7 protein-coding genes are annotated in these 13213 nt (G+C 75.5%); 2 read left to right on the top strand and 5 right to left on the bottom strand.

All coding sequences use genetic code 11. The features are described from left to right. Positions 1-55: 55 nt before the first annotated feature. Complete coding sequence (locus ACZ34W_RS05505) at positions 56-694, bottom strand: PadR family transcriptional regulator (protein ID WP_329489499.1); 639 nt, start codon at positions 692-694, stop codon at positions 56-58. Between the two features lie 76 nt (positions 695-770). Here ACZ34W_RS05505 and ACZ34W_RS05500 point away from each other — a divergent pair, with 76 nt between their 5' ends. Beyond that, positions 771-1742: an endonuclease/exonuclease/phosphatase family protein gene (locus ACZ34W_RS05500; RefSeq protein WP_329489498.1), complete on the top strand. Its 972-nt coding sequence runs from the start codon at positions 771-773 to the stop codon at positions 1740-1742. Between the two features lie 32 nt (positions 1743-1774). Here the strand turns inward: ACZ34W_RS05500 and ACZ34W_RS05495 are convergent, their stop codons facing one another. From ACZ34W_RS05495 to ACZ34W_RS05480, 4 genes are all read right to left on the bottom strand, one after another. After that, a complete protein-coding gene (locus tag ACZ34W_RS05495) occupies positions 1775-2965 on the bottom strand; it encodes a PP2C family protein-serine/threonine phosphatase (protein WP_329489497.1) in 1191 nt (396 codons plus the stop codon). A gap of 192 nt (positions 2966-3157) precedes the next feature. Next, positions 3158-6385: a UvrD-helicase domain-containing protein gene (locus ACZ34W_RS05490; RefSeq protein ID WP_465602012.1), complete on the bottom strand. Its 3228-nt coding sequence runs from the start codon at positions 6383-6385 to the stop codon at positions 3158-3160. Between the two features lie 77 nt (positions 6386-6462). After that, positions 6463-9780 (bottom strand): ATP-dependent helicase, encoded by a 3318-nt coding sequence (locus ACZ34W_RS05485; protein ID WP_465602010.1) that lies wholly within the window; start codon positions 9778-9780, stop codon positions 6463-6465. A 113-nt stretch (positions 9781-9893) separates the two neighbouring features. Continuing rightward, a complete protein-coding gene (locus ACZ34W_RS05480; protein WP_359803263.1) occupies positions 9894-10238 on the bottom strand; it encodes an MGMT family protein in 345 nt (114 codons plus the stop codon). A 134-nt stretch (positions 10239-10372) separates the two neighbouring features. On the opposite strand from ACZ34W_RS05480, the gene ACZ34W_RS05475 reads away from it, so the two are divergent. Further along, positions 10373-13204 (top strand): flippase-like domain-containing protein, encoded by a 2832-nt coding sequence (locus ACZ34W_RS05475; protein WP_465602007.1) that lies wholly within the window; start codon positions 10373-10375, stop codon positions 13202-13204. The last annotated feature ends 9 nt before the right edge of the window (positions 13205-13213 follow it).

Raw genomic sequence — 13213 nt, 5'->3', positions numbered from 1 at the left:
GGGCCCGGGATCGCGGATGGCGGCCGGGCCGTGGTTCGTGAAGTCCGTACGGGGTTCAGGCCCGGGTGCGGCGCCGCCCGCGCCGGACGACCTCGGGCTCGGCGGCGCGGGCCTCGGCGGCCCGGGCCTGTTCGATCTCGGCGTGCTGGGCGAGGCGGGTCTCGCAGTGGTCGAGCCAGCGGATCTCGGCCTCGGTCTGGAAGATCAGCTGTTCGAGGACGAGCAGCCAGGCGAGGTCGGCGCCGGGGGCGGCCGACGGGCCGGCGCCGCCGGGGCGGGCCTCGCCGGTCAGCGCGCGGGCCTTGAGCCGGGTGTAGTCCTGGAGCGCCTTGATGCTGTGCCGGCGCTGGCCCTGGACGACGGCGGGCACGTCCACCCCGGGGACGGTGACCGCCATGGCCAGCTTGATCGCCAGCTCGTCGCGCGGCGGGCTGGTCCGCGGCACCGGGGTGTCGAACCAGGTGCGCAGCTCCGCGCGTCCTGCTTCGGTGACGGCGTAGAACTGGTGCCCCTCCTCGTCCTCCCCCGCGGGCTCGACCAGGCCGTCGCGCTCCAGGCGGGACAGGGTGGTGTAGACCTGGCCGACGTTGAGCGGCCAGGTGGCACCGGTGCGCGCCTCGAACTCGGTACGCAGCTGGTAGCCGTAGCGCGGGCCCTGGTCGAGCAGGGCGAGCAGACCGTGACGGATGGACATACCGAGTATGTATACCCGGTATGCCCGGCGGGCTCAAGCGGCGCCCCCTCCCGGCGAGCGGGTACCGTCGTGCGGTGTGAGCCAGTTGCGCATCGCCACCTTCAATCTGTTGCACGGTCAGCCGCTCGCCCCGGACGGTGCTCCGCGGCCCTACCCCGCCGACGCCGGTGGACCGTTGGCGGAGGCGGTGGCCGCGCTGGACGCCGACGTGCTCGCCCTCCAGGAGGTGGACCGCTACCAGGCCCGCTCCGGCGGCACCGACCAGGCCGCCGTCGCCGCCAAGGCGATGGGCGCCGCGGACTGGCGGTTCGCCGCCGCGCTGCACGGGCGCCCGGCGCCGGTCGCGGGCTGGGTGCCGGAGCCCGCCGTCCCCGCCGGACTCCAGGTGTACGGGCCGAACGAGGTCGGCGACGACGCGCCGCCGTCGTACGGCACCGCACTGCTGACCCGGCTGCCGGTGCGGCACTGGCGGGCCCGGCGGTTCGCCCCGGCCCCGTTCGGGCTGCCGCTGCGGGTGGCCGGCCGGCGCGGGCTCACGCCCGTCCCGGACGAGCCGCGGGCCGCGCTGGCGGCCGTACTGGAGGGCGAGCACGGGCCGTTCACCGTGGTGGCGGCGCACCTGTCGTTCGTGCCGGGCTGGAACATGGCGCAGCTGGCGGGGATCCGGCGCTGGATCGCCGACCTGCCGCAGCCCTACCTGGTCCTGGGGGACTTCAACCTGATCGGCGCGGTGCCCCGGACGGTGCTGGGCGGGGCCACCGCGCTGGACCGGACGGCGCCCCGGGCGCGGGTGCGCGAACTGCGGGCGGCCCGGCGGGCCCGGCCGGCCCTGGTCGAGCCGCGCCGGCGGCGGGTGCGCGAGCCCCGGGCGCGGCTCCAGGGCTGGTACGACCTGGCCCGCACGCCCACCTACCCCTCGCACCGACCGGCCGTGCAGTTCGACCACGTGCTCGCGGTGGGCGTGCCGCGCACCGCGGTCGGCCCGGCGGCCGCCCCGCGGGCGGTGGTCTCGGACCACCGCCCGCTGGTGGTGGAGGTCGGCCTCTAGGCGGTCCGGCCGGGCCGCCCGGTGCCGGGCGGTCAGCTCCGGGGGTGCGTCAGCTGCCCGTTCTGGTGCGGCAGGTGCGGCTCGGGCCCGAGCGGGTCGTACTGGAGCAGCAGCATCGCCGCGTCGTCGCCGAGCTGGCGGCCGACGTGGCGGACCACGTCCTGGTGCAGGCGCCGCAGGACGTCCACCGGGTGGCCGTCCGCGCAGTGCGGCAGCCGCTCGGCGAGCGGGTAGAAGACGCCGGCCCGGTCCCGGGCCTCGATGACTCCGTCGGTGAACAGCAGGACGCGGTCCCCCTGCCGCAGCGGGACCTCGTGCACCGGCGGCCGGACGTCGACCGGGTCGAGGACGCCGAGCGGGGGCACCGTCTCGGCGAGCTCCAGCGGCCGGACCGGCTCGGTGCCCCGCAGCAGCAGCGGCGACGGGTGGCCGCAGTTGACGATCTCGGCGGTGCCGTCGGGCCGGACCCCGATCAGCACCAGGGTGACGAACTCCTCCTCCACGCCGGGGTGCTCGTTCTCGTGCAGGGCCCGGTCGAGGCTCACCGCGAGCCAGCCCGCCACCCGGTCCAGCGCGGGCTCCTGGTGGGCGGCCTCCCGGAAGGCGCCGAGCACGGCGGCGGCGGTCTCCACCGCGCCGAGCCCCTTGCCCCGGACGTCGCCGACCACGGCCCGGACCCCGTGCCGGGTGTTGACCACCTCGTAGAGGTCGCCGCCGATCCTGGCGTGCGCGGCGGCGGCCTCGTAGTGGACGGCGGCCCGGACGGTGCCGACCCGCTCGGGGACCGGCCGCAGCAGCACCCGGCGGGCGATCGAGGCGACCAGCTGGGCGTCGGCCAGCGCCTTCTCCTGGCGCAGCCGCAGGGTGGCGCTGACCCAGCCGATCGCGGCGACCAGCACGACGGCGAAGACGGTGGCGCTGTGCACGGACTCGCCGAGCGAGTCGCTGCTGGCGGCCATCAGGAAGGCCACGGCCTCGGTGCAGAGGCCGATGGCGAGCGGGTACCAGGTACGCCGGCTGACCACGGCGGCCAGCGCGGGAACGGCGGTGAGGGCCGGCTCGACCGTCACCTCGGTGTTGCTGACGTAGTCGAGGGCCACGACCAGCGCCATGCCGATGAACGGCAGCGCGAGCGCCGTCCTCGGCCAGGTGCCGGTCGAGCCCGGAGCGGTCCCCGGGGCCGGCCCGGCGAACCGCTCTCTCATCCATCCGGTCGCGCTCAACTTCGGTCTCTCCAGCAGAAGACGCCGGTGCCCCGTGGGCACCCGCGGTGATGACTGAGGGTTGGGGAATGCGGGCCTCGCTGGCGGCCGGAGCACAGGGGTTGACCGGTTACCGACCCCACAATAGGCACGAAACGTGCACTACGCGCAGGTTTCGCCCGCTGCCGTGATGACTTGAATGCTCTGCGTGACTCATTCTTCACTGTTCCCGATCAGGAGCCGTTCCAACTCTTTTCGGTCGGGAAGTCCTGCTGGTTGTTCGACCCGACCGCTGCGGACGTACAGGAAGGACGCCGTGACCTGCTCCGGCGGAACTCCCAACTGTTCGGCCCAGGCGACCCGGTAGACCGCGAGCTGGAGCGGATCGGCGGTCTCCTCGCGGTGCGTCTTCCAGTCCACCACTTCGTAGCGTGACGCGCCGCCGAATTCCGACCGGCCGTCATCTTCCCGGTAGACCGCATCGATCCGGCCGCGCACCACCCGGCCCGCCAGCACCAACTGGAACGGCGCCTCGACCCGGTAGGGCGTCCGGTTCGCGTAGGGCGTGCGCAGGAACGCCTCCTTGAGCCGCTCCAGGTCCTGCTCGTCCTCGATGCCGTCGTCGTCCGCGCCCGGCAGCGCGCCCGGCTCGATCAGCAGCAGCGGCTCGATCCGGGACTGCACCCAGGCGTGGAACCGGGTGCCCCGGCGGGCGGCCGGCTGTGGCGGCCGGGGCATCGGGCGGGCCAGGTCGTGCGCGAAGCCGTCCGGATCGGCGGCCAGCCGCTGGAGCTGGGTGGCGGACAGCGCGGCGGGCAGCGGCACCTCCCGGACGCTGCGCCGGGACCGCTCCAACTCGCCGACCAGCGCGGTGAGGTCGCGGTCCCAGGACTCGACCTGGCGGCGGTCCTCGGCGGCCATCGGCTCCGGTTCGGGGGCGGGCAGGCCGGCGAGGCGGCGGTGCACCACCGCGGCGACCCGGCGGCGGGCGTGCTGGGCCGCCGGATCCAGCGGCAGCGGCCAGGGCCGCTCGACGGGCGCGGCCAGCGCCGGGTTCTCGGCGCCCTTGGGCGGCTGCTCGGCCCAGTGTTCGAGCTCGCCGGCGCCGGGCCGCTCGCAGTGCGTCCGCAGCCGCTCCAGGAAGGCGGACGGGCCGCGCACGGTCTTCTGGCTGGGGCCCCACCAGTGCCCGGAGGCCAGCAGCAGCGACCGCGGCCGGGTGAAGGCGACGTAGCCGAGGCGCAGTTCCTCGGTGCCCGAGTGCTCGGCGAGCGCCGCCTTGAAGGCGGCCATGGACTTGCTGTTCCACCCGCCGCGCACATCGGGCAGGGTGGCCGCGTCGCCGCGCAGGGCGTGCGGCAGCACCCGCTTGGCGCTGGTCCAGCGCTCGCGCGTGGTCGAGGACGGGAAGGCGCCCCTGACCAGCCCGGGAACGGCCACGACGTCCCACTCCAGGCCCTTGGACTTGTGCGCGGTGAGGACCTTCACGGTGTCCTCCCCGCCGGGCAGGCTGCTGTCCAGCCCGCGCTCGTACTCCTGGGCGGCGCGCAGGAAGCCGAGGAAGGCCGACAGGCCCGGGTCGCCGTCCAGGTCCGCGAAGCCGGCCGCGACGTCCAGGAAGGCGTGCAGGGTCTCCCGGCGGCGGGCGGCCAGTGCCTGGGGGGAGGCGGCGAGTTCGACCTCCAGGCCGGTGACCGCGAGCACCCGGTGCAGCACGTCCATCAGCGGCTCGGCGAGCGAGCGGCGCAGCTCGCGCAGCTCCCGGGCGAGCCGGGCGAAGCGCGGCCTGGCCTCCGCGGAGAACGGCAGCTCGTCGGACCGGTCGCCGTCCCCGCCGGACGCCGGGTCCAGGAAGGTCTCCAGCGCGTCGGCCAGCGAGACCACCTCGGTCGGATCGGCCTCGGCGACGGCCGCGGCCAGCGCCTCGACGCCCTCCGGCCGGGCGGTGCGCACCAGTTCGGCGGCGCGCCGGCCGAGCAGGGCGAGGTCGCGCGGGCCGATCCGCCAGCGCGGGCCGATCAGCAGCCGGACCAGCGCCGCGTTGGCGGTCGGGTCCTGCAGCACCTCGCAGGTCGCCACCAGGTCGGCCACCTCGGGCAGTTGCAGCAGGCCGCCGAGTCCGACCACCTCGACCGGCACCTCCCGGGCGACCAGCGCCGCGTGGATGTCGGGGAAGGCCGCGCCGCCCCGGCAGAGCACGGCGATCCGGCCCGGGGCGGTACCGGTACGGACCAGGTGGGCGATCGAGTCGGCCAGCCAGTCGATCTCCTGCGCGTGGGTGGGCAGCAGCGCGGCCCGGACGTAGCCCTCCTGCTCGGCGCCGGGAGCCGGGCGCAGCGCCTCGACGCCCTCGTGCATCGCGCGCAGCGGTTCGGCCAGCTCGTTGGCGAAGGCGAGCAGCCGCCCGCCGCTGCGGCGGTTCTCGCTGAGCGAGTACCGGGCCGCCCCGGAGCCGTCGGCCTTCGGGAAGTGCCGGGGGAAGTCGTCCAGATTGGCGACCGAGGCGCCGCGCCAGCCGTAGATCGCCTGGCAGGGGTCGCCGACGGCGGTGACGGGGTGGCCGGTGCCCCGCCCCTCGGGGCCGGCGCCGTACAGGCCGGCCAGCATCAGCCGCTGCGCGACCGAGGTGTCCTGGTACTCGTCGAGCAGCACCACCCGGTACTGGGCCCGGAGCAGCTCGCCGACCTCGGGGCGCTGCTGCGCGAGCCTGGCGGCGGCGGCTATCTGGTCGCCGAAGTCCATCAGTCCGGCCGCGGCCTTGCGCCGCCGGTACTCCTCGACCAGGCGCAGCAGCTCCAGCCGGGCCCGGGCGGTGACCGGCACGGCCCGCAGGTCGTCGTTGCCGAGCCGGACGGTGGCGAGGGTGTCGAGCAGCTCCTCGTCGAAGGCGCGCAGCGCGTCCGGCTCGACCAGGTGCTCGGCGAGCTCGCCGTCCAGCGCGGTCAGGTCGGCGACCAGGTTGCTGAAGGTCCCGGTGAGCGCCGGGAAGGGACCGCGCGCGGTGCGCAGCACCTTGGCGGCGAGCTGGAAGCGGGTGGCGTCGGCGAGCAGCCGGACGTCCGGCTCGATGCCGATCCGCAGGCCGTGCTCCTTGAGCAGGCGGCCGGCGAAGGCGTGGTAGGTGGAGATCTCCGGCTCGCCGAGCGCCTCCTCGTCCGGTTCGGCCACGCCGCCGAGCCGCAGGGCCGCGCGCACGCGTTCGGCGAGCTCCCCGGCGGCCTTGTTGGTGAAGGTGAGGCCGAGCACCTCCTCCGGGCGGACGGCCCCGGACCCGACCAGCCAGACCACCCGGGCGGCCATCACCGTGGTCTTCCCGGAGCCCGCCCCGGCGACGATCACGGCCGGCTCCAGCGGAGCCCCGATGGCCGCCATCTGCTCCCGGTTGAACGGGATGCCCAGCAGCTCCTTGAGCTGGTCGGGGTGGCTGAGCGCGGCGGTCACCCCGCAACGTTAACGGGCACCGCCGACAGTCCGGGCCCCTCGCCCGGCCCGCTGTGGCCACCCCCACACCGCGGCGCTCACTCCACCACCTGGGCGCCGTCCCGCTGGGCCGAGCAGCTGCGACGGAAGGCGCAGCGGTCGCAGCCGCCGCCGGTCCGCGGCACGAAGCGCTCGGCGAGGACCCGCCCGGCGGCGTCGGCCAGCAGGTTCTCGATCCACGGCTCGCCGTCCGGCGGGTCCTGACGCTGCACCTTGGGCGCCTCCGGGGCGCCCTTGTCGGGCTTGCGCAGCTGCACCAGCTCGGCCCCGCCGGAGTCGGGGACCCGGCCCTCGAATCCGGGCAGCTCGTTGAGCGCCCCGGCCCGGACGGCGAGCTGGTAGACCGCGAGCTGCTTGTGCTCGGGCAGCGACTTGTCGGTCGGCGCCTCCTTGCCGGTCTTGAAGTCCACCACGTAGGCCCGCCCGGCGTCGTCCTTCTCCACCCGGTCCATCGAGCCGCGGATCCGCACCGAGACGCCGCCGACGTCCAGCGTGACGTCGAAGCCGTGCTCGGTGGCGACCACGTCGCGGCCGCGCTGCAGGACGTGCCAGTTCAGGAAGCGCTCCAGGGCGGCCCGGGCCTCGGTCTTCTCCTGCTGGGACTTCCAGGGCGCGTCGAAGGCCAGCGCGTCCCAGACCGTGTCCAGCCGCTCCATCAGCACGGCGAGGTCGGCGGGGGTGCGGCCGGAGCCGACCTCGTCGGCGAGGGCGTGCACCACGTTGCCGAAGCCCTGGGCGGCCGAACCGGCGCCGCGCGCCTTGACCTCCTTGTCCAGGAACCACTGCAGCGAGCAGTTCTCCAGCTGCTCCAGGCCGCTGCCGGAGAGCCGGACCGGCAGCTCGGCGCTGCGCAGCGGCTCGGGGGCGGCGGTGGCGTCGTCCAGGCCCCACCAGCGGTCCGGGTGGGCGGCCGGCACCAGCGGCAGGCCGTCCTCGTCGGCGGCCAGCGCCAGGGTGGCGAGCCGCTCGGCGGCGGCGCGGCGCAGCTCGGGCGACCGGGCCGGGTCGACGGTGACCGCGCGCAGCTCGGCGACCAGCGCGGGGACGGACAGCGGGCGGCGCGGGCGGTGGGTGACGTCCTCGACGGTGACCGGCGGGGTCCGGCGCAGCACCTTGCCGGTCCGCGGGTCGACGTCCTCGCGGTAGAGCTCGCGCAGGAACCGGGACGGCTCGTCGCCGTCGTCGGCGGGGGCCTTGACGGCGGTGACGATCAGCCGCTCCTTGGCGCGGGTGGCGGCGACGTAGAAGAGCCGGCGCTCCTCGCCGAGCAGGGCGGCCGGGGAGAGCGGCTCGGCGAGGCCGTCGCGGCCGATCCGGTCGGCCTCCAGCAGCGAGCCGCGGCGGCGCAGGTCGGGCCAGAGGCCGTCCTGGACGCCGGCCACCACGACCACCCGCCACTCCAGGCCCTTGGAGCGGTGCGCGGTCATCAGCCGGACGGCGTCCGGGCGGACGGCCCGCACGGTGAGGGTGTCGGCCGCGATGTCCTGGGCCTCCAGCTCGGCGAGCAGGTCGAGGGCGCTGCGGTGGCCGGTGACCTGCTCCTCGGCGCGGGCGGCGGTCTCGAACAGGGCGCAGAGCGCGTCGAGGTCCCGGTCGGCGTTGCGGCCGGCCGCGCCGCCGCGCAGCGCCGCCCGCTCCAGGCGCTCGCGCCAGCGCCGGCTGCCGTCCCAGAGCTCCCAGAGCGCGTCCTCCGCGGTGCAGCCGCCGGCCAGCCGCTCGCGGACCTTGCGCAGCAGGGTGCCGAGGTCGCGGGCGCGCCGGGCGTGCGTGGGGTCGAGGGCGATCAGCCGCTCGGGCTCGGCGAGGGCCTCGCGGATCAGCTCCTCGGCCGCGCGGGGCACCGCCGCCGCCCGGCCGTCGGCGCGCAGCGCGGCGCGCTCCTCCTCGCGCAGGGCGCGGCCGAGGCGGCGCAGGTCGGAGCCGTCCAGGCCGCCGAGCGGGCCGGTGAGCAGGGTGTGCGCGAGCTCGGTGGTGAGCGGGTCGGGGCCGGCGGCGCGGTCGTGCTTGTCCCGGGCGGCCTGCTCGGCGCAGACCCGCAGGGCGAGCAGCAGCTGGGCGACGGCGGGCTCCTCGCGCAGCGGCAGGTCGTCACCGTCGATCTCCAGCGGGACGCCGGCCGCGCTGAGCGCCCGCCGCACCCCGGGGATGGACCGGCCGCCGGCCCGGACCAGGACGGCCATCTCGCCCCACGGCACGCCGTCCTCCAGGTGGGCGCGGCGCAGCAGGTCGGCGATCGAGTCCAGTTCGGTGCCCGGGGTCGGGTAGGTGTACACCTCGACCCGGCCGCCCTCGCGGGACGGCAGCAGGGCCCGGTGCTGGGCGAGCTTGTCGGCCGGCAGCCGGCCCATCGGCATCCGCCGGGCCAGCTCGCGGGAGGCGGCGAGCAGTACGGCGCCGGAGCGGCGGGAGACCCGCAGCACCTTGACCTCGGCCGGGCCGCCGCCGGCCTGCCGGAAGGTCTGCGGGAACTCCAGGATGCCGTTGATGTCGGCGCCGCGGAACGCGTAGATCGACTGGTCCGGATCCCCGACGGCGACCAGCTCCCGCCCGCCGCCGGCGAGCTGGCGCAGCAGCCGGACCTGCGAGGGGTCGGTGTCCTGGTACTCGTCGACGAAGACCACCTCGTAGCGCTGCCGCAGCCGCTCGCCCACCTCGGGGCGCTCGGCCAGCAGCACCGCGCGGTGGACCAGCTCGGCGTAGTCGAGCACCCCGCGCAGGTCCAGGACGTCCAGGTAGTCGGCCAGGAAGTGGGCGGCGGCCGCCCAGTCGGGGCGCTGCACGCCCTCGGCGAACCGCTGCAGCTCGGCCTCGCCGAGGCCGAGCTCCCGGCTGCGGGCGAGCACGGCGCGGACCTCGTCGGCGAAGCCGCGGGTGGTCAGGCAGGCCCGGAGGTCGAGCGGCCAGTCGATCCGGCCCCGGCCCCCGCGGGCGTCCTCGGCGCCGCCGGCCAGCAGCTCGCGGACCATGACGTCCTGCTCGGGGCCGGAGAGCAGCCGCAGCGGCTCGGCGTAGTCCTGAGGGTCCTGGTGGGCCCGGAGCAGCGCGTAGCAGAAGGAGTGGAAGGTGGTGGCCTGCGGGGCGGGGGCGGAGGCGCCGAGCCGGCCGGACATCCGGTCGCGCAGTTCCATCGCGGCCTTGCGGCTGAAGGTCAGCACCAGGATCCGCTCGGGGTCGGTGCCGCGCTCGATCCGCCGGGCGACGGCCTCCACCAGCGTGGTGGTCTTGCCGGTCCCGGGCCCGGCGAGCACCAGCAGCGGGCCGCCCGCGTGCTCCACCACGGCGCGCTGGTAGTCGTCCAGCACGGGCGGGGCGGGGAGCGCGAGGGGGCTTCGCACCAGACGGTAGGGGGAGCTCACGGACGTCCTGGGGGTCGTGCTTCGGGCAACGGCGGACGGGCCCGCGGCGGGGTCCGTCCGTATCGAGCCTACGATCCTGCCCCGTCATTCCCGTCCTCGCACCCGGTTCGGCGCTACCGGCCGTCCCAGCGGGCCCGCTTCAGGTCGACCCGGGGCGGGTCGGCGAGTTCGCGCAGCGGGGTGCCCTCCTCGCCGTACCGGGCGAGGGCGCGGTGCTCGTGTCCGGGCAGGAACCGGCCGTCCGCGCGGACCACCCGCCACCAGGGCACCGAGCCGCCGTACAGGGCCATCACCCGGCCGACCTGGCGGGGGCCGCCCTGGCCGAGGTACTCGGCGACGTCCCCGTAGGTCATCACCCGGCCGGGTGGAATCCGCTCGGTCAGGTCGAGAACCAGTTCGGCGAAGGGCGGCAGGCCGCCCGGTCCGGCGTCGTCGGTAGCGTCCGTCACCTGCGGCATTCTTCCTCACCGGCCCGGGCGCGCGGCCCGGTGGGCATGATCCGCCGCGCCCGATCCGGCCCCTGTCCAGCACGGGGCGCCGCGGCATGCCACCATCTTCGGGGCGGTGAGTGGTGATACGAGGACAAGACCAGATGACCGGGACGGCTGACGTGGGCGAGGGCGAGGACTCCGACGAGTCTTCCGACACCATGCCCGCAGGCCCCGGTGGAGAGCCCGCCGCCACGCCGACACCCGAAGTCTCCCTGATCAAGGACCGGACGATCAAGACCCCGCAGCCGACCGAACCCGGAGCCGTCCCCGGAGCCGGGGCGCCCGGACCGGCCCCGGCCGGCGTCCCGGCCCAGCAGCCCGAGCCGCCCGCCGTCCCCGAGCCGTCCCCGGTACCCCAGGAGCCGCCCGCGGCACCCGAGGAGCCCTTCCTGGTACCCGAGGGGCAGGAGCGGCCGCAGGAGCACGCGGGGTACGAGGGGTACGACCCGCTGGACGACACCCCCTACCTGGACGTCGACGAACCGCTGCTCGCCGCCCGCGCGCACCGCCCGTCGGACCTGATCCGCTTCCTGGCCGGCGTCCTCGGCATAGTCGCCGTGTTCGTCCTGGCCGGGGTGGCGACCTCGACCACCACCGGCATCGAGCTGGACATCGCCTCCAACGCGCCGCGCTTCTCCCCGGTGCTCGCCACCATCACCGGCCTGGTCTCCAGCGTCGCGGTGCTCGCCGTCCCGCTCGCCTTCGCGGTCGAGCGCCTGATCAAACGCGACGGTCTGCGGGTCGCCGACGGCGTCCTCGCCTCGGTGCTCTCCTACGGCGTCTCGCTGGGCATCGACTGGTGGGTGGCCGAAGGCGCCTCCGAGCACATCCGGGACGCCCTCACCCGGCTGCCGATGGACAGCAACGGCACCCTCACCGACCCGGTGCACGGCTATCTGGCGCCGGTGATCGCCTACATGACCGCGGTCGGCATGTCGAGCCGGCCGCGCTGGCGGGTCGCCCTCTGGGTGGTGGTGGTCTTCAGCGGGCTCACCGAGCTGCTCGGCGGCTACACCACCCCGCTGTCCCTGCTGCTCACCGTGCTGATCGGCTGGTCCGTCGCGTACGGCACGCTGTACGCGATCGGCTCGCCCAACATCCGGCCCACCGGCCAGCACCTGATGATCGGCCTGCGCAAGGTCGGCTTCACCCCGGCCAGCGCCCACCGCGCCCCGGACGCCCCCGGCGGCACCCGCCGCTACTACGTCGGCCAGCAGAGCGGCCCGCCGCTGGACGTCCACATCATCGACCGCGAGCAGCAGGCCTCCGGCTTCTTCTACCGCGCCTGGCGGCGGCTGCGGCTGCGCTCGGTGGCCGTCCGCCGCAGCCCGCAGTCGCTGCGCCAGGCGCTGGAGCAGGAGGCGCTGATCGCCTACGCGGCCGCCGCCTCGGGCGCCCACTCGCCGCAGCTGGTGGCCACCTCCGAGCTGGGCCCGGACGCCGCGATCCTGGTCTACGAGAACGTCGAGGGCCGCATCCTGGACGACCTCTCGGACGAGGAGGTCACCGACCGGGTGATGGCCTCGCTCTGGGAGTCCGTCGCCGCCCTGCACGAGCGCCGGATCGCGCACCGCCGGCTGACCGGCGAGTCGCTGCTGGTGGTCGACGAGAAGGCGGCCTGCCTGGTCAACCTCTCCGGCGGCGACATCGCCGCCACCGATCTGACGCTGCGCATCGACGTCGCCCAGCTGCTCACCACCTTCGCCCTGCGGATCGGCCCGGAGCGGGCGGTCGCGACCGCGAACGCCGTCCTCGGCGCCGAACGGGTCGCGCAGGCGCTGCCGCTGCTGCAGCCGGTCGGGTTGAGCCGCTCCACCAGGGTCGACCTGAAGAAGCTCACCAAGGAGCGCAAGACCGCCGCCCGGGCCCAGGCGCTGGAGCAGGTCGCCGCCGGCGAGCGCACCCAGCAGCAGGCCGAGGAGGACATCGCGGTCGCCGGGGAGGACCTGCTCAGCCGGATCCGCGGCCAGATCCTCCAGATCGCCCCCGAGGCGCCGACCGAGACGGCCAAGCTGGAGCGGCTGAAGCCGAAGAGCCTGATCATGGTGATCGCGCTCACCTTCGCCGCCTACCTCGCGCTGACCACCATCAAGCCGGCCCAGCTCAAGCTCTCCCAGATGGACTGGGCCTGGGCGGCCGTGGCGCTCGCCGCCGCCGCGTTCAGCTACGTCGCCGCCTCGATGAGCCTGACCGGCTTCGTCCCGGAGAAGCTGCCGTTCCGCCGCACCGTGGCGGCCCAGCTGGCCGGCTCCTTCGTCAAGCTGGTCGCGCCGGCCGCGATCGGCGGCATCGCGCTGAACACCCGCTACCTGCAGAAGGCCGGGATCCGCTCCGGGCAGGCGGTCGCCTCGGTCGGCGCCTCCCAGCTGGCCGGCCTGGCCGGGCACCTGCTGCTGCTGTTCAGCTTCGGCCTGATCACCGGCAGCCAGACCAACGGGGACCTCTCGGCCTCCCGCGCGGTGATCATCGGCGTGCTGACCGCCGCCGTGCTCGCCCTGGTGGTCGCGGCCGTCTCGCCGCTGCGGCGGTTCGTGCTGAACCGGCTGCGCTCGCTGTTCTTCGGCGTGGTGCCGCGGATGCTCGACCTGATGCAGACGCCCAGCAAGCTGGTCACCGGCTTCGGCGGGATCCTGCTGCTGACGCTCTCCTTCACCGCCTGCCTGGACGCCTCGGTGCAGGCCTTCGGCGGCAGCATCAGCTTCTCGGCGGTCGCGGTGGTCTTCCTGACCGCCAACGCGGCCGGCTCGGCCATCCCCACCCCTGGCGGCATCGGCCCGGTCGAGGTCGCCCTGATCGGTGCGCTCACCGTCGCCGACGTGCCCCCGACGATCGCCACCCCGGCGGTCTTCCTCTACCGGGCGCTCACTTTCTGGCTGCCCGTGCTACCCGGCTGGATCTCCTACAACGTGCTCCAGCGCAAGGGCGCCCTGTAGGGCTCCCGG

The sequence above is a fragment of the Kitasatospora sp. NPDC022856 genome, from assembly GCF_055561235.1.
This window is presented reverse-complemented; position numbering and strand designations above follow the sequence as displayed.